Consider the following 20440-nt stretch of genomic DNA (forward strand, 5'->3'; position numbering starts at 1 on the left):
GGTTTTCCCGCTTGCAAAAGGTTTTTGCGCTAGGCATTGTGATTGGTGAGGAATGTAAATGGAATTTCGAGCCCGAACGTGGGGGGCTCATATAAAAATCAAGAGGATTACCGCCAATGTGTTCTATTTTCGGCATTCTGGACATCAAGACCGACTCCGCCACCTTGCGCAAATCGGCCCTGGAGATGTCCAAGCGACTGCGTCACCGCGGGCCTGACTGGTCCGGCGTCTACAGCTCCGACAAGGCCATCCTGGTGCACGAGCGCCTGGCCATCGTCGATCCGGGCAATGGCGCCCAGCCGCTCTACAACCCCGAGCGCACTCACGTATTGGCCGTCAACGGCGAGATCTACAACCACAAGGAACTCGAGAAGCACCTCAAGGTCGACTTCAAGTTCCAGACCCACTCCGACTGCGAGGTGCTGCTCGCCCTCTACAAGGAGAAGGGCCCCGCCTTCCTGGACGATCTCAACGGCATCTTCGCCTTCATCCTCTATGACGCCGAGCAGGATGCCTACCTGATTGGCCGCGACCACATGGGGATCATCCCCCTCTATACCGGCCGCGACGAGCACGGCAACTTCTATGTCGCCTCCGAGATGAAGGCCCTGGTGCCGGTGTGCAAGAGCGTCGAGACCTTCCCGCCCGGCCATTACCTCTGGAGCAAGGATGGCGAGCTCAAGCAGTGGTACAGGCGCGACTGGATGGAATATGCCCCGGTCGAGCACAACGTCAGCGACAAGGCCGAGCTGAAGGCGGCCCTGGAAGCGGCGGTCAAGCGCCAGCTGATGTGTGACGTGCCCTACGGCGTGCTGCTCTCCGGCGGTCTCGACTCCTCCGTCATCTCCGCCATCACCAAGCTCTATGCCGCCCGCCGGGTAGAGGACGATGGCAAGAGCGAAGCCTGGTGGCCCCAGCTGCACTCCTTCGCCGTCGGCCTGGAAGGCTCGCCTGACCTTGCCGCCGCCCGCAAGGTGGCCGATCACCTCGGCACCATACACCACCAGATCCACTTCACCGTGCAGGAAGGGCTGGATGCCCTGCGGGACGTCATCTATCACCTCGAGACCTATGACGTCACCACCATACGTGCCTCCACGCCGATGTACCTGATGGCCCGCTACATCAAGGCGATGGGTATCAAGATGGTGCTCTCCGGGGAAGGCTCCGACGAGCTGTTTGGCGGCTACCTCTACTTCCACAAGGCCCCCAACGCCCGGGAGTTCCACGAGGAGAACGTGCGCAAGCTCGCCTCCCTGCATCTGTATGACTGCCTGCGGGCCAACAAGTCCATGGCCGCCTGGGGCGTGGAGGGCCGCGTGCCCTTCCTCGACAAGGAGTTCATGGACGTGGCGATGCGCCTGCAGCCCGCCGACAAGATGTGCGGCAACGGCAAGATCGAGAAGCACATCCTGCGGGAAGCCTTCGAGGAGCTGCTGCCCCACGAGGTGGCATGGCGTCAGAAGGAGCAGTTTTCCGACGGCGTGGGCTACTCCTGGATTGACAGCCTGAAAGCCATGGTCGAGACCGAAGTGACGGATCAGATGTTCGAGGCGGCCGCATTCCGCTTCCCCATCAACACCCCGCTCACCAAGGAGGCCTACTTCTACCGCGCCATCTTCGACGAGCACTTCCCGCTGGAGTCCGCCGCCCGCACCGTGCCCTACGGCAAGTCGGTCGCCTGCTCTACTCCCACAGCTCTGGAGTGGGATGCCAAGTTCAAGGAGATGGCCGACCCCTCAGGCCGCGCCGTGATGGACGTCCACCAGCAGAGCTACTGATCCGCAAGCGGACAGAGCCCGACCAAACAACAAGGCCCCTTTCGAGGGGCTTTGTTGTTTTCTGCCATTTCATTCCCGCTTTTTGGCCTTCCCCTTCTCTGCTTGCCGCTTGGCGAAGGGGCTCGCTCGTGTCACATTGTTCCGGCTTGGAAGCAACAACGACAATACAAGGAAGATAAGATGAAACGACTGTTACTGCCCCTGGTGCTGGGCACCCTGCTGTTCAACGGCGCCGCCCGCGCGGGCGACCACCTCTGGGCCAGGGGCTTGCCCGATTACAGCCAGGGTTATGACGAGACACGGGATCCCGCCAAGGATCTGCTGGCCGCCACCGCCAGGGCGCAACAAGAGGACAAGCAGGTCCTGCTGCTGGTGGGGGGCGAGTGGTGCAGCTGGTGTCAGGAGATGAACCGCTTCCTGGACCGGGAGCCCGAGCTTGCACAGCAGTTCAACCGGACCTTCGTGGTGGTCAAGGTGAACGTCAGCGAGCAGAACAAGAACGCCCCCTTCCTCAAGGCCTATCCCGAGTATCTGGGGGTGCCCCACTTCTACGTGCTGGACGCCCGAGGCAAGCTGCTCGAATCCTTCAATACCGGATTGCTGGAGAAGGGGAAAAGTTACGATGAGGCCAGGTTTGGCAAGTTTATCGGCTACTTTGAGCGCCAGGATGCTCGCAGCTGACAAGCCCAGGCCATGATGCAAACACCCCGCATGGTCGCCTGACGGTGCGGGGTGTTTGTTGTTTATCACGGGGAAGAGTCAGGCCTGCGCATCCGGCTGATTGGCGGGAGCCGCCTTGATAAAGGCCTGCAATTGCTCGCAGTTGGCGACGATGCGCGCGATGGTGGGGTAGTCGTCCAGCGTCATGTTGAAGCGACGGGCATTATAGACCTGGGGCACCAGCATGCAGTCCGCCAGGGTCACCTCGTTGCCCACGCAATAGACGCCGGCGGTAGTCATCAACAGCTGCTCCAGGGCGGTGAAGGTTTCGTCAATCCAGTGGCGATACCAGGCATCGCGCGCCGTCTTGCCCTGCCCCAGCTCCTGCTCCAGGTAGTTCAGCACCCTCAGGTTGTTGAGGGGGTGAGTGTCGCAGGCGATCATGTTGACTATCTGGCGCACCCTGGCCCGCTCCTCGGGAGCTGAGGGCATCAGGGGGTAGGCCGGATAGGTCTCGTCGAGGTACTCCATGATGGCCACCGACTGACCCAGCTGCACATCCCCGTCGATGAGAAAAGGCACCAGCCCCTGGGGATTGACCCGGCGATAGGCCTTCTCTTTCTGCTCACCCTGTCTCAGATTGACCGGGTGCTGCTCATAACCAAGTCCCTTGAGTTGCAGCACCAGACGTACGCGAAAGCTGGCCGATGAACGCCAATATCCAAACAACTGCAGCATATTATGTCCCTATGGTGGCAGGTGTGTGCCACCTGCCGTGTCGCCTGGCCGACCTTGGCCGACCCAGGCCTTCCTAGCTCGTCTGACTGGCGCCCCCTTGCGTGACCCGTTGCAAAATGGTGCCAAACAGACTCATCCCGTTGCGATCCTGCATCGCGATGGACACTGTATCACCAAAGCGAAGAAAGGGTGTAGTGGCTTGACCTGACTCGATAATTTCCAGCATCCGCCGCTCGGCGAGGCAGGAGGATCCCCGGCTTCTGTCGTAGTTGGAGACGGTGCCCGAGCCTATGATGCAGCCAGCGCCAAGGGGTCTGGTCCTGGCCGCGTGGGCGATCAACTCGAAGAAGTTGAAGGTCATGTCCAGCCCCGCATCCGGTTCCCCGAACAGGGCGCCATTGAGCTGGGTCACCAGGGGCAGATGCACCTTGCCCTGCCGCCAGTCGCCGCCGAGCTCGTCCGGGGTGATGGCCACCGGCGAGAAGCTGCTGGAGGGTTTGGACTGGAAGAAGCCAAAGCCCTTGGCGAGCTCCCCGGGAATGAGGTTGCGCAGGCTCACATCGTTGACCAGCATCAGCAGCTTGACGTGCTCCTCGGCCTTCTGCGCGCTGGTGCCCATGGGCACGTCGTCGGTGATGACGGCCACCTCGGATTCAAAGTCGATGCCCCACTCCTCCGACCCCATGACGATGGGGCCACGGGGGGAGAGGAAGCTGTCGGAGCCCCCCTGGTACATCAGGGGATCGTGCCAGAAGCTCGAAGGCATCTCGGCGCCGCGCGCCTTGCGCACCAGCTCCACGTGGTTGACGTAGGCGCTGCCGTCGGCCCACTGGTAGGCGCGGGGCAGCGGGGAGAGACAGGCGGTCTCATCGAAGGGGAAGGCATCGGGGCAGGCGCCGTCGTTGAGGGCCTGATAGACGGCGGTCAGCCGGGGGGCGAGATCGGCCCACTCGTCCAGTGCCCCTTGCAGGGTGGGGGCTATGTCGGCCACGGCCACCGCCCGGGTCAGATCCCGGCTGACCACCACCAGGGCGCCATCGCGCTTGCCATTGTTCAAGGTTGCCAATTTCATATCGAATTCCTTATTTGCCGGGGGTGCCGTCTGGCCGCTGCCAGCTGGACACATAGTGGGGATTCTCTATCCCCTCGCAGATCTGGCCGACTGCCAGGGCATCCCGGGTGTCGAGCATCACGGCCACCTCGTCGGTGAAGGTCTTGGCGTGGGCCTGCCCCGCCGCAAAGGCCTTGGGATGGGGACCGTGGGTGAAACCGGCGGGGTGGAAGGTGACCATGCCCCGCTCTATGTTGTCCCGGCTGAAGAAGTCCCCGGCGTGGTAGAAGAGCACCTCGTCAAAATCGTCGTTGCTGTGATAGAAGGGCACCCGCAAGGCACCGGGATCGCTCTCTATGGGGCGCGGCACGAAGGTGCAGATGACGAAGCGGCTCGCCACGAAGGTGGAGTGGGCCGAGGGCGGCAGATGGTAGCGGTGGCTCATCAGGGGGCGGATGTCCCGCCAGTTGAGGCGCACCACGCACAAGTCCCCGTGCCAGCCCTGGGCATCCAGGGGGTTGAAGGGCCAGGTGATGACAGAGACCTGATCGTGGCGCTTGACCTGCAGCGACCAGGGATCCTCGTCCTGCTGGGCCAGGAAGCGCTCGTTGATGGCGGGTACGTCAAGGGCCGCCGGATCGAAGATGGCGTGGTTGCCCACCAGCCCCTTGTCCGGCAGCTGATAGCTGTCCTCGGTCGCCTCTATCATCAGGATGAACAGCGGCGCCGTCGGCTCGATGCGCCACATGGTGCCGCGGGGGATCACCACATAGTCGCCATCCCGCAAGGTCAGGTGGCCGTAGTCGCAGAAGAACTCCCCGCCCCCCTCGTGGATGAACAAGAGCTCGTCGCCGTCGGCGTTGCGCACCAGAAACGGCATTGTCTCGGTCAGGCGCCACATCCGGTAGCGGCAGTGGGGGTTGCTGAGCAGATCCGGCATCACCCAGGGGGAGAGGGAACTCACCTCCTCCTGCAGCTCATTCAAGTCGAACGCCCGCGGCCGCAGCGGCCCCTCCCAGTGGCTCCAGTCGGTGGGGGCATGCTTGTGGTGCATGTGGGTGGCGGGGCCGAAGAAGCCGCTGCGCCCGAGCTCGCGCTCGTAGATGGCCTGCTCGGGCAGGTCGGCATGGGCCTGGCGGGAGTGGGTCCCCTCCCGGTGGGGGAAACTTATCCAGTTACGCATGGCTGTGTGCCTCCCATGACATAGATACCGGCGGGCGATCGCCCATATGGTTACGCATCGCTCGGCTCTCCCTTTCTCTCGCCCTGCTCGGCCTCGCTCAGCACCCCACGACGGATCTGATCCAGTTCAATGGATTCGAACAGTGCCTGGAAGTTGCCCTCGCCGAACCCCTCGTTGCCCTTGCGCTGGATGATCTCGAAGAACACCGGGCCTATGACGGTGTCGGTGAAGATCTGCAGCAGGATCCCATCTTTCGTCGGCGAGCCGTCGATCAGGATGCGCAGCGCCTTGAGCGCCTCCAGATCCTCCTGATGCCCCTCCACCCGGCTGTTCACCTTCTCGTAGTAGGTGTCCGGGGTAGGCATAAAGCCGGTGCCGCGGCCACGCAGGGTGCGGATGGTCTGGTAGATGTCGCGGGAGGCCAGTGCTATGTGCTGTATCCCCTCCCCCTTGTACTGGCGCAGGTACTCCTCTATCTGGGACTTGTCGTCGGAAGATTCATTGATGGGGATGCGAATTTTGCCGCAGGGGGCCGTCATGGCGCGGGAATGCAGGCCGGTCAGCTTGCCTTCGATGTCGAAGTAGCGAATTTCCCGGAAGTTGCCGATCCGCTCGTAGAAGTTGGACCAGACGTCCATGTTGCCGCGATGGACGTTGTGGGTCAGGTGATCGATCTCGTAGAGCCCCGCATCCACCTCGGCCATGCGCGCCTGCCAGTCGGGGTAGAAGACGAAGTCCACGTCGTAGATGGAGCCCTGCTCGCCGTAGCGGTCGACAAAGGAGAGGGTGCTCTCCCCGATGCCGTAGATGGCGGGGATGTTGAGCTCCATGGGCCCTATCTTGCCGACGAAGGGCTTGGCCCCCTTGGCGATGGCGTACTGCTGGGCACGGCCCGCATCCGCCACCCGAAAGGCCATGCCGCAGACGCTGGGCCCGTGCAGGCTGGCGAACTGCTCCGCCTGGGAGTGAGGCTCGGCGTTGACCACGAAATTGATCTCCCCCTGGCGGTAGAGCCAGCACTGCTTGTGCTTGTGTCTTGCCACCTCGGCAAAACCCAGGGAGACGAACAGCGCCTTGAGGGCGGCAATGCCCTTGAGATCCGGGGCCGTGTACTCGACGAATTCGAACCCATCGGTGCCGAGAGGATTGATGGTGCGAGAAGGGGAAGAAGAGGTCGTCATGATGCGTTCCTTGCGATGGACTGATAACGAAACGGGTCACGCCGGGAAGGCTCGACAGGCAGCCAGGACGGCGTTGTTAACAACTTGTTTCATTAGAGGCAGGGGCGGAGCAGAAGAGAAGAGGCGGGTTTCAGATAGTTTGGCGAGGGTCAGCGCCAAAAGATGTAAATAGATTGTGACGTTGCAGCCTGAGCCTTGCGGACAGCCCCACGGCGCACCGCCGGGCTGTCAGCTTTGCCTTACAGGTGCCAGTTTTTCACCTCGAGATGGGGCAGCTGGAGCCTGGCCTGTTGCAGCCGGCGGACGTCGGGGTTGATGAGCCAGGCCTGCTGCCCCAGCGCCAGCAGCGGCAAGTCGTGCAGGCTGTCACTCAAGGCCAGCGTCACCCTGAGGGCGCGGATCTCGGGCAGGATCTTGTGCCGGCCGTGGCAATAAAAACGCGGCACCAGGCCGCCAAGGCGATAGCCCATCCGCGAGCCTGTGATGCGATGGGGAAGCCTTGGCAGCTGTCGATGGAGCTGGGCACGGACCAGAGCCCGGGGACTGGCGGAGATGACCCAGCAGCGCGCCCTTTCGGCCATCAGCAGGGAGCGGGCCTCCCGAAACAACCCCGGCCGGGTGTGGCAATAGGCCCGCACCAGCTGGCGCCAGCCCGGCGGCGAGAGCCCCAGGGTGATGGCCCACCAGATAAGCGAGATCCCCTGACGGCGCAGGCTGGGCACCAGATACACCAGGCCACCCAGTGCGATCACCGGCAGCAGCAGCAGTGGCCAGCGGCGCCGGCGCAGGATGAAGCGCAGCAGGCCGGCGTGACTGTCCCCCGGCGCCAGGGTGTCGTCAAAATCGGCCAGGATCCAGCCCGAGCCGGGCGCCGCGCGGGAGCTGGTCATTCGCCCAATCCCGCGATGGCGGTGTGCAGCTCGGGCAGGAGGAACAGCGCCCCCTCATCCGGCGGGCAGACGAGGTCGAACTCCTCCCCTGCCAGGGTAAACTGCAGGCGCCAGGCGTGCAGATAGCCGCGATCGGCGGCCGTGCCACCGTAGCGCTCGTCCCCGAGGATGGGGGCCCCCACGCTTTTCAAGGCAACCCGGATCTGGTGGGTCTTGCCGGTCCGGGGTTTGATGCGATAGAGCCGCAGCCCCTCCCGCACCGAGACAGAATCGAACCAGCTGATGGCCGGGTTATCCTGGGTGCGGGCCAGCATCCAGCTGCCGCCACGTCCTTTCTCCATGTCCCCCTTGATCCACCCCTGCTTCTTCTTCGGCTTGCGATCGGAGAGGGCCAGATACTGCTTGCTCACCTCCCGGGCGGCAAAGGCCATGCTGAGTGCCCGGTTCGCCTCCGGGGTGCGGGCCAGCAGCACCAGTCCCGAGGTCATCTTGTCGAGGCGATGGACCGGATAGAGTTCGAGGCCGGTATCCATCTTGACCCGATTGACGAGCCCGGGCTCACCCCCCTCGTCGTGCATGCCAAGGCCAGGGCCCTTGTTGATCACCATGAAATCTTTGTGCTGCAACTGTATCCGGTACATCTATAACCCTTTAGAATGTGATTTGTTAACAAGTTGAATGCGGGCCTGCTGGCCACCCCATGGATCCTCAGCACAAGAATCGCACGGATGAAGAGATACTTGTTTTGGCTGCTACTGCTTGGCGCCAGTTACGCTTTCCCTGTCCTGGCAAGTGACCGTCCCCATGAGCCTCCGGATCGGGTCGTCTTGCAGCTGCGCTGGCTGCATCAACCCCAGTTCGTGGGCTATCACATGGCCAAGGCGAAGGGGTACTATGCCGATGCCGGGCTGGATGTCGAAATAAGGCCAGGCGGCAAGGGGATAAGCCCGGTCCAGGAAGTGCTCAGCGGGCGCGCCGACTTTGGCGTCGGCAACACAGAGGTGCTCACCAGCTACGCCAATGGCGAACCCCTGCTGGCCCTCGCCAGCGTCTATCAGCACTCCCCCTCCATCTTCCTGGCCCGTCGCGACAGCGGCATTCTCACCGTTGCGGACATGCGTGGCAAACGGATCATGATGTTCCCCGGCCATCAGGATGCCGAACTGCTCGCCACCCTCTACTATCAGGGGCTGCACGAACGCCAGCTCATCCCTGTGCCCACCTCGGTCAACATAGACGATCTGATCGCGGGCAAGATCGACATCTTCAACGCCTATCTCAGCAACGAGCCCTTCTATCTGGAGGAGCGCGGCATCTCGGTCTCCGTCATCAATCCGCGCAACTACGGCATTGATTTTTACAGCGACATCCTGTTCACCACCCAGAACGAGGAGCGCGTCAACCCGGAGCGGGTGGCAAAGTTCAGGGCCGCCAGCCTCAAGGGGTGGCGCTACGCCCTCGCCCATCCGGCGGAGGCCATCGACCTGCTGCGCAAGGAGTATGGCGTCAACCGCAGTCAGGCCCACATGGAGTACGAGCTGCAGATGAGCAAGGAGATGATACAGCCGCTCTATGTGGAGATCGGGTATATGAATCCGGATCGCTTCGCCCACATCATGCAGCAGCTGGTCGAGATAGGCCTGGTTCCGAGGGCCGTGCCGCTGACCCGCTTGCTCTATCAGGCCCCCTCCGCGCAGTGGGTCTTCTGGCGCCCCTGGTTCTTGCTGAGCCTGGGGGTCGGCGCCCTCATCCTGCTGCTCTCCCTCTATCTGCTTGTCAGCAACAAGCGGCTCAATCGGGAGGTGACCCTGCGCAAGTTGCGCGAGCAGGAGATTCTGCAGCTGGCCCGCCTCGATCCCCTCACCGGCCTGCCCAATCGCCTGAGCCTGATGGAGCAGCTGAAGGAGCAAGTTCAACTCGAGGATCCCGGCTGCCTGCTGTTTTGCGATCTCGATGACTTCAAGCGCATCAATGACAACTTCGGCCACAGCCAGGGGGATGCCATCCTCTGCCAGCTGGCCAACCGGCTCCATGATGCCATCGGCCACCAGTGCTATTTTGCCCGGCTGGCGGGGGATGAATTCATCCTGCTGCTGCCCGGCTACAGCAGCGCCCAGGCACAGGATGTGGCCGAGGTGATCCGGCACGCCATGCAGGCCCCCTTCGTGGTCAATGGCCAGGCCATGCAGGTGGGGATCAGCATAGGGGTCAGCCACTACCAGCGTGGCTGGAGCCCGGAGCAGTGGCTGATCCAGGCGGACAGGGCCATGTATTGCGACAAGAGCGGCGGCTTCATTGCGCTGGCGGAGCAGACGAGCTGACGGCGGCCCCACTCCGCCACAGCGCCCATACAAGAAGGCCACCCTAAGGTGGCCTTTTGTCATCCTGTGCCTGCTCGAGGCGGCCGTCAGCCGAAGGTCTGCCCCAGGGACTTGAGCTGGCGCGCCTTGGTGAGCAGGATGTCGCTCGAGGCATCCATGTCGTGCATCTTGTTGCTGTTGGCGTGGGAGTGCTGGGAGATGACGTTGACGTTTCGGCTGATGTCCTCCACCACCGCCTGCTGCTCCTCCGCCGCCGCCGAGATCTGGGTCGACAGATCCACCACCCGCTCTATTTCGGCCAGCACCTGGTGCAGGCTCTGTGAACCCTGCCGGGTCAGGGTCACGCAGGACTGGGTCTGCTCCAGATTCTGCTGCATCATCCCCTTCCAGCCATTCAGGGTGCGCTGGATCTGCCCTATGCTGCCCTGGATCTGCTCGGTCGCCTTGTGGGTCCGGGTTGAGAGGGTGCGCACTTCGTCCGCCACCACGGCGAAGCCGCGCCCCTGCTCTCCCGCCCGGGCCGCCTCTATGGCGGCGTTGAGGGCCAGCAGATTGGTCTGATCCGCGATCCCCTGGATCTCGCTCATCAGGATCCCGATGCGGTCCGACTCCTCCGCCAGCGCCACCGCCGCCGTGAAGGCGTGCTCGGCCTGGGTGGCCAGCTCGGTGACCCTGTGCTGGGTATCCTCCAGCTGCTGGTCGGTATGCTGGCAATGCACCTTGGCCTGGGCAATCTGGTTGTCCGTCTCCTGGATGTTGCGGGCTATCTCGTGGGCCGTCGCCGCCATCTCTGTGATGGCGGTCGCCACCTGCTGGGTCTGGATGTCCTGCTCGGCGATGTCGGCGCTCGCCTCGCTGGAGGCGGTCTTGAGATGGACCGCCAGATCCTGCAGGGAGAGGGTGGCGTCGTCCACCCGCCCGAGCACGGTGCGGATCCTGGCCTGCAGCAGCTTGATGTGGAAGTCGGCGATGGCACTGGGTTCATCCCCCGAGTAGATGAGCCGGGTCAGGCTGTCATACTCTTCGGCCAGCTGGCTCAGGTAACGGGGGGTGGTGATGAGGGTATGGCGATAGAGGAGGCCGAGCCACAAGATCGGCAGCAGCATGAACAGGGCCCCCAGGGGCCCCGTCAGATAGGCGCCCGCTGCCAGCATCAGCAGCAACCCGGCGATGGCCACCCCATGGCGCACGGGGCGCAGACGCAGGCCCCCCTTGCGCTCCCCCCGCTCCACCGCCTTCAGCCTGGCGTAGGTACGGGCGGCGACGGCCTTCATCCCTGGCTCGGCGCGGCTGCGCACCGACTGGTAGCCGCTTATCCGCCCCTGCTCGAAGATGGGGGTGACATAGGCATCCACCCAGTAGTAGCGACCATCCTTGCAGCGGTTCTTCACCATGCCGCGCCAGGGCTTGCCCTGCTTCAGCTTGCCCCAGAGATCGGCGAAGGCCGCCTTGGGCATGTCAGGATGGCGCACCATGTTGTGGTGCTGACCTATCATCTCTGCCCTGCTGTATCCCGCCACCCGGCAGAAGTGGTCATTGGCATAAGTAATGACCCCCTGAAGATCCGTGGTGGAGACCAACTGTTCACTGGACGGAAAATCCACCTCTTCATCAACGAGATGAATCTGGGTTCTGTTCATGGCGCACGCCTCTTGTTTGATAACTCAGTTAGCGTAGTCAAGCCATGGCAGCCAGGCCAACGCGGCCCCTCAGGCAGTGGGGATGACTGAGAGACCCTCCTCTGGATCCATGATGGCGCCCTCAGTTTTCCGCCGCCGGACGGCATTCACGCTCCCGGATCAGCTTCTTGTTCACCTTGCCGACACTGGTCCTGGGGATCTCCTGCACTATGTGGATCTGGCGCGGAATGGCCCAGCGATTGATGCGACCGCTGTCGACGAACCCCTGCAGGTGGGCCTTGATGGCCTGTGCATCCAGATGCGATCCCTCCTTGCCGACCACCAGGGCCAGGGGCCGCTCCCCCCACTGCTCGTCCGGCACCCCGATCACGGCCACCGCATGAACGTCGGCGTGGGCGCTGATGAGGCTCTCCAGCGCCAGCGAGCTTATCCACTCGCCCCCTGTCTTGATCACATCCTTGATGCGATCCCTGATCTCCACAGTGCCGTCCGGGGTGATGGAGGCCATGTCCCCCGTGTGCAGCCAGCCCCCCTCCCAGAGCTCGGCCCCCTTGCCCGGCTCTTTCAGGTAGCCCTGGGCCAGCCAGGGAGCACGCACCACTATCTCCCCCATGGTCTGACCATCATGGGCCAGCGCCCGGCCCTGCTCGTCGATGATGCGCAAGTCCACCAGGCCGATGGGCTTGCCGGTGCGGATCCGCAGCGGCAGTTGCTGGGCCATGGGCAGTGCCAGCTCCTCGGGAGCGAGGTGCACCACGCACAGCAGCGGGCAGGTCTCCGACATGCCGTAACCGGCGTGCACCAGTATCCCCTGTCGGTGTGCCTGGGTCGCCAGCCCGAGCGGCAGCGCACTGCCCCCCAGCAGCATCTTCCAACCTGCAAGGGAGGTCTTTGCTGCCTCCTCGCAGTCGAGGATCATCTGCAAGATGGTCGGCACGCAGTGGGAGAAGCTCACCCCCTCGTCGCGGTAGAGCCGCACCAGCTTGTCCGGCTCGTAGCGCCCCGGATAGACCTGCTTTACCCCCAGCATGGTCGCCACATAGGGGACGCCCCAGGCATGGACGTGGAACATGGGGGTGATGGGCATGTAGACATCGTCTGAGCAGAGCAGCGACTGACCCGCATGGGCCGCCAGGGTGCCCAGTTCGTTGAGGGTATGCAGCACCAGCTGGCGGTGGCTGAAATAGACCCCCTTGGGATCCCCAGTGGTGCCCGTGGTGTAGAACAGGGTCGCCACCGAATGCTCGTCAAAGTCGGGAAAATCGAACTGACTCTGCGCCCCGGCCAAGAGCGTCTCGTACTCCCCGAGCAGGGGCAGTACGGTGGACGGCAGCTCCCCATCGGTCAGCCGGATATAGCCGCGCACCGTGGGCAGCCTCTCCTGGATGCTCTCCATCATGGGCAGGAAGTCGTCATGAACCAGCACCAGATGATCCTCGGCGTGGTGCATGGTGAAGGCGATCTGCTCCGGCGAGAGGCGCACGTTCACCGTGTGCAGCACGGCGCCTATCATGGGCACGGCGAAGAAGCACTCGAGGGAGCGGTGGCTGTCCCAGTCCAGCAGGGCGACCGTGTCCCCCGGACCTATGCCCGAGGCCGTCAGCAGGTTGGCGAGGCGGTGGATGCGCTGGTTGAGAGTGCGATAGTCATAGCGCAGCCGATCTGCATAGACTATCTCCCGGTCCGGGTGCTGGCGCACCCCGGATAACAGCAGGCTCTTGATCAGCAAGGGATAGGCATGAGCTCCCTGGGCTGGCGGTATGATCCTTGTCTTCACCATACGGACTCCTTCCGATTCGTGTCTGGGCGCAGGGGAGCCTCTCTCCCCTCGCCATCTGGGTTAGCGGGCGTCGAGACGCCGCAGCAAGGCCTCGGCATGGGGCCAGGGGCCAAATCCGCTCGCCGGGTTGAGGTGTCCCACTGTCCCGGCATCCACCAGCTCGCTCCCCCAGTCCTGGGCCAGGGCACGCACCGCCGCCGGGCTCGCCAGGGGATCGTTTTGGCTCATCACCACCAGGCTCGGGAACGGCATCTTCATGCGGGGCAGCGGGTGCCAGCCTCCGGCCTGCATGGCTTGCGGGCTCGGGTAATGGGATGGCCAGCTGGCGTCCAGATCCGGCGGCGTCACCAGCAGGGCGCCCCGGATGGGGTGACGATGCAGGGCCGCCCTCTGCTGCGCCACCCAGTGAGCCAGCATCAGTACCCCGGCGCTGTGGGCCACCAGGATCACCGGGCCCTGGATGTGCGCCAGCGCCTGCACTATGGCCTCGACCCTGGCCTGGCAGCTCAGCTTGTCCGAGGTCAACGGCGGCACTGTCACCACCTTCTCAAGCCGCTCGGCGAGCAGGGTCTGCCAGTGATCCGCCACGTGGTCACGCAGGCCGGGCACTATCAGCACTGTGGCCTCGGGCTGAAATGTCTTCATCTCTCTTCCCCTGTTCAGGCGCTCCGGCGACGGCCGGACGACATCAGGACCACAGTAAGGTGACAGCCCCCCGGCTGCTTTACCTTGGATGTCATGGAGTTGTCTTTATATGACAGGAGCCTGATGGTGTAAGCGCCACCGGGCTGCATAGAACCGGGCTCGAAAGGCCATGGATCTGGCTGGCACGCAGGGTCATCACATGGCACCTGCGACTAATAGATCAGTTAATAAGCACTTTCCAACTTGTAAACGAAATGATAAAAACCAGTTAACAACAAGCAACCAGCAGATGAGCTGTCGCCATGGGAATTGCATCATGACCCTCCTTGCCAGAGCCGCCACCCTCACCAACTATCTCGATGTCGCCCGCCAGCTGGGCCTCAATACCCCCAACCTGCTGTCGCAGGCCGGCCTCAGCGCCTCCATTCTGGATGTGCCCAATCAGCGCATCCCCGTCTCCACCATAGTCAACCTGCTCGAGCTGTCCGCCCGCACCGGGAACTGCCAGAGCCTGGGTCTGCGCATGGCGGAGCATCGCCAGCTGTCGGACTTTGGCGAGGTCAGCCTGCTGCTGAGCTATCAGCCCAACCTGCGCGAGGCCTTGCAGGTCATAGTGCAGTACATACACCTGTTCAATAATGCCCTGGCCATCTTCATCGAAGAGGCGGGCAAGGCGGTGATCATTCGCGAGGAGCTCATCACCGACGCCCCCATGCCGTCGCGCCAGGCCACCGAGCTCGCGGTCGGCGTCATGTATCGCTTCTGTGCGGCCCAGGTCGGAGTCGGCGCCAACTGGCATCCCATCAGCGTCAACTTCACCCATGATGCACCGGCGGATCTCTCCATCCACAAGCGGCTGTTCGGCTGCAAGCTGGAGTTTGGCAGCGAGTTCAACGGCATCGTCTGCCAGGCCGCCGATCTGGACATTCCGAACCCCCTGGCCAACCAGGCCATGGCCCGTCATGCCCGCCAGTACCTCGATACCCTGCTGGTGGAGACCCAGCAATCCCTGATGACGGACGTGCGCAAGGCCATCTACCTGCTGCTGCCCATGGGGCGCGCCACCATAGAGCAGATAGCCCGCACCCTGGGGATGAACGTGCGCACCCTGCAGCGCCATCTGGAGGAGAGCGGCGCCACCTTCAGCGAGCTGGTCAACGACGTTCGCCGGGATCTGGTGATGCGCTACCTGCAAAACTCCGGCTATTCGCTGGGCCACATCGCCGACATGCTGGGCTACTCCATGCCAAGCTCCTTCACCCGCTGGTTCAGCGCCCAGTTCGGCATGCCGCCGGCCACCTGGCGCTCCCGCCACAAGGGAGTGCCCAAGGTGGCCCAGCCCGCCCCCGCCGGCCTCGCCTACGGCTGAGGGCCGGCGCCATTCGCCAGACGAGAGAAGGGAGGCATAGTGCCTCCCTTCTCTTTTTCCTGTGTCACGGCTATTGCTAGCTGACGTCGGCCCCCACCGGGGTCCGGCAGGGCTTGACCCCCTCCTCGGCATCCCCCTCCTGCCGCGCCTGGGCTGGCACCGCCTTGGTCCCGGAAAGCAGGAAGCAGGAGAGCGCTGGCACCCCGATCAGGGCCCCCAGCATGTTCCACAGGAACATGAAGGTGAGCAGTATGCCCATGTCGGCCTGGAACTTGATGGGGGACCAGACCCAGGCCACCACGCCGGCGGCCAGGGTGATGCCCACCAGCCCCACCACCCGACCGGTGAAGGCCACGGCCTGGCGATAGGCGTCCACCAGCGACATGCCCTGGCGCTGATGGTGCAGCTGCACGCTCAGTAGGTAGAGGGCGTAGTCCACCCCTATGCCGACCCCGAGCGCAATCACCGGCAGGGTCGCCACCTTGACGCCTATGCCCATGGCTACCATCAGCGCCTCGCACAGCACTGAGGTGAGCATCAGGGGCACCAGTGCCACCAGGGTCGCCCGCCAGCTTCGGAAGGTGATGAGGCAGAACAGGGTCACCGCCAGGTAGACGTAGAGCAGCATGGTGCGGTTGGCCTCGTGCACCACCAGGTTGGTGGCCGCCTCTATGCCGGCACTGCCCGCCGCCAGCAGGAACTGGCGATCCGCCGTGCCGTTCTCCCGGGCAAACCGCTCGGCGATGGCCACCACGCCGCTCAGGGTCTCGGCCTTGTGATCCTTCAAGTAGGCGATCACCGGCATCAGGGAGCAATCGGTGTTGAACAGCTCCGGGCTGTTGACCGAGGCCTGCTGGGCGGCATAGTTCAGCACGTTCTGGTTGCGCTGGATGCTGGCGAGCTTGGGGTTGCCCTCATAGGTGCCGGCGGTGATCTGGCGCACCGCATTGACCAGGGAGCTGGTGGCCTGCACGCCGGGATGCTGTTGCAGCTCCCACCCCAGGCGATCCGCCAGGATCAGGGTCCGGTAGTCGAGGCACCCCTCCGGCGCCGTCTTGATCATCACCGCAAAGAGATCGCTCGAGAGGGCGTAGTGGCTGGTGATGTAGGCGTTGTCCCTGTTGTAGCGCGAATCGGCACGCAGCTCGGGGGCGCCGCTGTCCAGATCGCCCACTTTCAGGTTCAGGCTCACCAGGTAGCCGCCTATGCCCATCCCCAGGCCGAGGATCACCACCACTGTGGCCCACTTGCGCTCGGTGCAGCGATCCAGCAGTGCCCAGAGTCGGCCGAAGCCCTGATTGGCGGCGGCGTGGGTGTCTATCCTGAGCGCCCGCTCGGCCGCCTTGCGGCCCACCCCCACATAGGAGAGGGCCACCGGCATCAGCAGCAAAGAGGTAAAGATGAGCACCGCCACCCCTATGCTGGCGGTGATGGCGAGATCCTGGATGACGGGGATGTCGATCAGCATCAGCACGGCGAAGCCCACCGCATCGGCCAGCAGCGCCGTGACCCCGGCGAGGAAGAGGCGGCGGAAGGTATAGCGCGCCGCTATCTGGCGGTGCGTGCCGCGGGCGATGTCCTGCATGATGCCGTTCATCTTCTGGGCCGCGTGGGAGACACCGATGGCGAAGATGAGGAAGGGCACCAGCACTGAGTAGGGGTCGATGGCGTACCCCAGCCAGGCGATGATGCCGAGCTGCCACACCACGGCGATCAGGGAGCAGCCCACCACCAGCAGGGTGCTGCGCACGCAGCGGGTGTAGAGGAAGATGATGGCCAGGGAGGTCGCCACCGCCAGGGCGAAGAAGAGGATCACCTGGATGAGGCCGTCGATGAGATCCCCGACCAGCTTGGCAAAGCCGATCACCCGGATCCTGTACTGGCCCATCCCCTCCTCCCCCGCCTGGTGGGGCTTGCCGTCAAATTCAATCTGGCTGCGCAACTGCTCGATGCGCCGGGAGAAGTCATGGTAATCGAGGGGCTTGCCGGTGACTGAGGCCTTGTCCAGCAGGGGCACTATCAGCATGCTGGACTTGAAGTCGCTCGCCACCAGGCTGCCGACGATGCCGGCCCGGTTGATGTTCTGGCGCAGCTGCTCGATGTCAGAGGCCGAGCCCTGATAGGCATCCGGCATCACGGGCCCGCCCTGGAAGCCCTCCTCGGTCACCTCGGTCCAGCGCACCGCCGGGCTCCAGAGGGACTTCATCCAGGCCCTGTCCACCCCTTCGGTGAGGAACAGCTGGTCATTGACCCGCTTGAGGACGCTCAAATAGTCGGGGTCGAAGATGTCCCCCCGGGTATTCTCCACCACCACCCGCACCGAGTTGCCGAGGCCGCGCAGGGAGTCCCGGTTCTCCAGGAAGTTTTTGATGTAGGGCTGGCTCTGGGGGATCATCTTCTCGAAGCTGGGCGCCAGTGCCAGGCGGGTCGCGCCCATGTAGCCAAGCACCAGGGTCGCCAGCGTCATCACCAGCATGAAGAGCGCTCTGTGGTTGAACACCAGCCGCTCCAGCAGGTTGCCTGAGTGCCTGTCGAACGCGCTCAGCTCGCGGATCACCGGCATCGAATCTTGCTTCACATGGCCCATGTCTGGATCCTCGTTATCGTTATTGGGCCGTCATCCGGTGACGGCCTGCGTTGAGACAGCTTATTTGACCGCCGCCAGGGTGCGCACCCCGCGGCTGCCCACCAGCACCAGGGCGCCATCGACGGTCAGGGCGGCCCCCGCCACCGGCGATGGCTCGGCCAGGGGGGCCAGGGTCAATGGCTCGTTGCCCCGTTGCCGCAGCATATGGCCGGCCTGGGTGAACAGGCGGAACTGGCCATCGGCCCCCTGCATCGCGGCGCTGATGCTGATGGGCAGCGGGCTCACGAGCCGGGTCCAGTTTTCGCCCCCATCCGTGCTGCGATAGGCATGGCCCCGCAGGCCATAGACGATCACCTCATCCGAGCGGCCGATCAGGCCGAAGAAGCTGCCATCATAGGGGCTGGGCAGTGAGACGAAGCGCTGCCTCTGCGCTTCCCATTTGCGCAGCAGCCCCTGCTCGCCCACCAGATAAAGGGCGTCACCGGCGGCGGCGATGGCATTGAGGTGGAGCCCGTCCGGGTTGTCGGTGCGATCCTGCATGGGCGTCCAGTGCAGGCCGCCATCCTGGGTGCGCAGTATCAGGTTGAAGACCCCGACCACGTAGCCGACTTTGTCGTCCTCAAACCAGACGTCCAGCAGCGGTTTGTCGGCCCCCTCCTCCACCAGCCGCAGCCCCTCCGCCACCCATTGCGGCCAGGACTCGTTGCCTGGCACGGCACGGGCCAGGGCCGAGTAATAGCGCAGGACCAGCTCCCCTATCTGGCGACCATCCAGCTGTTTCTCCCAGCTGGCACCGCCATCCTGGCTGTGCAGCACCACCCCGTCCCCCCCCACGGCCCAGCCCTGCTCGGGAGTGGGGAAGGTGACGGCATTCAGATCCGAGCTCACCGGCACCCTGGCCTGCTGCCAGCGCCTCCCCTCGTCGTCCGAGTAGAGGATGTGACCCCGCTGCCCCACCGCCACCAGCCGCGACCCGGCTCGGGCCAGATCCAGTAGGGGGCTGTATCGGGCCAGGGCGCTCGCCCTGGCCGGCAGATCCAGCACGTCCCTGTATTCGGGCCCCTGCGCAGCCTGCGCCTGCGCCCCCTGCGCGAGTCCCGGCAGCAGCAGGGCGCAGCACAGCCAGGGCGCCAACTTGTTGAATGAACCCATACGTCCTTGTCTCCAGATGCGCCGGGCACCCCGGCGCGAAAAGCGGGAGCCGGGCTCGCCTGCGGCGAACCTGGCTCCCGTCAGGATCAGCGGATCCCCGCCCCGGCCAGGGACTCGGGCGACCACTTCGCCTTGGACAGCGAATCGCCGTACTTGATGCCGCCATGGGGACCCACCACGCCGTTGATGTTGTAGCTGCCCGCCACCAGGTCATAGATCATGAAGGGGGTGGCGTCCGGGGTCTCCTTGTCGTAGCTCTGGCTCAGGAAGGCGAAGGAGCCGCGATAGAGCTGACCACGGGCGTCGTACTGATCGGAGGCCAGCGCCACCCAGCTGTCTTCGTCCAGGTAGAAGCGGCGCTTGGCGTAGATGTGGCGCTCACCGGCCTTGAGGTTGCCCTCCACCACCCAGACCCTGTGCTTCTCCCAGCGCACCTGATCCGGTGACAGGAAGTTGGGGGTGGTCAGCGCCCTGGCATCGGGCTGATAGGTCAGCCGATAGGTGTTGTAGGGGACTATCATTTCCTGCTTGCCCACCAGCTTCCAGTCGAAGCGGTCCAGCGCCCCGTTGAAGACGAAGACGTCGTCATAGGTGCCCGCCCCCGAGGTGCCCGGGTTCGGGGTGTCGTAGGCCAGGTTCGGCGCCAGCTTGACCCGGCGCTGGCCAGGCAGGTACTGCCAGGCCTTGCGCGGCTGCTCCAGGGGGTTGGCGGCGTCGCGCAGCATGATGGCCTCGCCGGCGCGGCGGGCCGGGCCGGTGTAATGGAGCTTCATCTGGTAGTAGGTGTCCCTGGCCGAGACCGGCTTGTTCATGTCCTCGTAGATGGCGTAGTTGATGAAGGCCTGCCCCGTGGTGGAGAGGGCCGCCACTCCGGCGGCGTCCACGTTCCAGGAGTCGTACTTGGTGGCGATGTTCACCCCCTGGTAGCGCAGCAGGAAGTTCCACATCGCCTCGGCCCCGCTCTTGGGGATAGGGAAGGGAATGCCCGGCAGCACCTTGTCCACCGCCATGCCCCCCGCCAGGGTGATGGCGTTCAGCGCGTTCTGCCTGGTGTTGTCCAGCACCGCCTTGGGCAGCGCCACGCTGCGATGGGTCGGGTAGAGGTCCACCCTGAAGTCCGGGAAGCGCTTGAGCAGCTCCGCCGTGGTGGCGGTCAGCACCCCCTGGTATTGGGCCGCGTTCTTGCCGGTGATGACCAGGAGCGGCTGCTCGCCCGCATAGGGATCCGGGCGCATGCTGTCACCGGCCTTGAAGCTGGCCGGCGGGGTGGTCAGGCCCCCGCTGTAGGCGGGGATGCTGCCATCGGCGTTGGCGGCCGCCTCGGCGCCCACCTGGGTCAGGCTGGTGCCGAGCTGTGCGGCTTCGCTGCTGGAGACGGCGGCCAGCGCCTGGCTCGCGAGGGCCAGGGTGAGGGAGGCGGCCAGCATGGTCTTGTTGAATGTCATATCTCGTTCTCCGACTC

General features: G+C 64.2%; 16 protein-coding genes. 4 read left to right on the top strand and 12 right to left on the bottom strand.

Features of this window, described 5'->3' with window-relative positions:
- Nucleotides 1-116 precede the first annotated feature (116 nt).
- Nucleotides 117-1781 (top strand): asparagine synthase B, encoded by a 1665-nt coding sequence (gene asnB, locus HB860_RS09370; protein WP_247626440.1) that lies wholly within the window; start codon nt 117-119, stop codon nt 1779-1781.
- Between the two features lie 180 nt (nt 1782-1961).
- A complete protein-coding gene (locus HB860_RS09375) occupies nt 1962-2462 on the top strand; it encodes a thioredoxin family protein (protein WP_247626441.1) in 501 nt (166 codons plus the stop codon).
- Between the two features lie 78 nt (nt 2463-2540).
- On the opposite strand, the gene maiA is transcribed toward HB860_RS09375, so the two are convergent.
- From maiA to HB860_RS09405, 6 genes are all read right to left on the bottom strand, one after another.
- On the bottom strand, nt 2541-3179 hold the full coding sequence (gene maiA / locus HB860_RS09380; protein ID WP_202045994.1) for a maleylacetoacetate isomerase: 639 nt from the start codon (nt 3177-3179) through the stop codon (nt 2541-2543).
- Nucleotides 3180-3252: 73 nt separating this feature from the next.
- A complete protein-coding gene (locus HB860_RS09385) occupies nt 3253-4251 on the bottom strand; it encodes a fumarylacetoacetate hydrolase family protein (RefSeq protein WP_247626442.1) in 999 nt (332 codons plus the stop codon).
- A 10-nt stretch (nt 4252-4261) separates the two neighbouring features.
- Nucleotides 4262-5413: a homogentisate 1,2-dioxygenase gene (locus tag HB860_RS09390; RefSeq protein ID WP_247626443.1), complete on the bottom strand. Its 1152-nt coding sequence runs from the start codon at nt 5411-5413 to the stop codon at nt 4262-4264.
- Nucleotides 5414-5463: 50 nt separating this feature from the next.
- Nucleotides 5464-6597 carry a 4-hydroxyphenylpyruvate dioxygenase gene (hppD, locus tag HB860_RS09395; protein ID WP_432612674.1) on the bottom strand — a complete coding sequence of 378 codons (1134 nt, stop codon included), beginning with the start codon at nt 6595-6597 and terminating at the stop codon, nt 5464-5466.
- A gap of 236 nt (nt 6598-6833) precedes the next feature.
- On the bottom strand, nt 6834-7484 hold the full coding sequence (locus HB860_RS09400) for an HAD family hydrolase (protein ID WP_247626445.1): 651 nt from the start codon (nt 7482-7484) through the stop codon (nt 6834-6836).
- On the bottom strand, nt 7481-8125 hold the full coding sequence (locus tag HB860_RS09405; protein WP_247626446.1) for a TIGR01621 family pseudouridine synthase: 645 nt from the start codon (nt 8123-8125) through the stop codon (nt 7481-7483). The genes HB860_RS09400 and HB860_RS09405 overlap by 4 nt, the downstream gene beginning before the upstream one ends.
- A gap of 87 nt (nt 8126-8212) precedes the next feature.
- Between HB860_RS09405 and HB860_RS09410 the strand changes: the two genes are divergently transcribed.
- Complete coding sequence (locus tag HB860_RS09410) at nt 8213-9805, top strand: GGDEF domain-containing protein (RefSeq protein ID WP_247626447.1); 1593 nt, start codon at nt 8213-8215, stop codon at nt 9803-9805.
- 86 nt (nt 9806-9891) lie between these two features.
- On the opposite strand, the gene HB860_RS09415 is transcribed toward HB860_RS09410, so the two are convergent.
- The 3 genes from HB860_RS09415 to HB860_RS09425 all read right to left on the bottom strand — a co-directional run bounded on the left by HB860_RS09415 (nt 9892) and on the right by HB860_RS09425 (nt 13870).
- Nucleotides 9892-11445 (bottom strand): methyl-accepting chemotaxis protein, encoded by a 1554-nt coding sequence (locus HB860_RS09415; protein WP_247626448.1) that lies wholly within the window; start codon nt 11443-11445, stop codon nt 9892-9894.
- Between the two features lie 121 nt (nt 11446-11566).
- A complete protein-coding gene (locus HB860_RS09420) occupies nt 11567-13225 on the bottom strand; it encodes a fatty acid--CoA ligase (protein WP_247626449.1) in 1659 nt (552 codons plus the stop codon).
- A gap of 60 nt (nt 13226-13285) precedes the next feature.
- Nucleotides 13286-13870: an RBBP9/YdeN family alpha/beta hydrolase gene (locus HB860_RS09425; protein WP_247626450.1), complete on the bottom strand. Its 585-nt coding sequence runs from the start codon at nt 13868-13870 to the stop codon at nt 13286-13288.
- 316 nt (nt 13871-14186) lie between these two features.
- On the opposite strand from HB860_RS09425, the gene HB860_RS09430 reads away from it, so the two are divergent.
- Nucleotides 14187-15239 carry an AraC family transcriptional regulator gene (locus HB860_RS09430; protein WP_247626451.1) on the top strand — a complete coding sequence of 351 codons (1053 nt, stop codon included), beginning with the start codon at nt 14187-14189 and terminating at the stop codon, nt 15237-15239.
- A 76-nt stretch (nt 15240-15315) separates the two neighbouring features.
- Here HB860_RS09430 and HB860_RS09435 read toward each other — a convergent pair whose 3' ends face one another.
- From HB860_RS09435 to HB860_RS09445, 3 genes are all read right to left on the bottom strand, one after another.
- Nucleotides 15316-17826 carry an efflux RND transporter permease subunit gene (locus tag HB860_RS09435; RefSeq protein ID WP_247626452.1) on the bottom strand — a complete coding sequence of 837 codons (2511 nt, stop codon included), beginning with the start codon at nt 17824-17826 and terminating at the stop codon, nt 15316-15318.
- Between the two features lie 60 nt (nt 17827-17886).
- On the bottom strand, nt 17887-18978 hold the full coding sequence (locus HB860_RS09440; protein ID WP_282101188.1) for a WD40/YVTN/BNR-like repeat-containing protein: 1092 nt from the start codon (nt 18976-18978) through the stop codon (nt 17887-17889).
- 86 nt (nt 18979-19064) lie between these two features.
- Nucleotides 19065-20423 (bottom strand): DUF1329 domain-containing protein, encoded by a 1359-nt coding sequence (locus tag HB860_RS09445; RefSeq protein WP_247626453.1) that lies wholly within the window; start codon nt 20421-20423, stop codon nt 19065-19067.
- Nucleotides 20424-20440 lie beyond the last annotated feature (17 nt).

The sequence above is a fragment of the Aeromonas genomosp. paramedia genome, assembly GCF_023093515.1.
Taxonomy (GTDB): Bacteria; Pseudomonadota; Gammaproteobacteria; order Enterobacterales; family Aeromonadaceae; genus Aeromonas.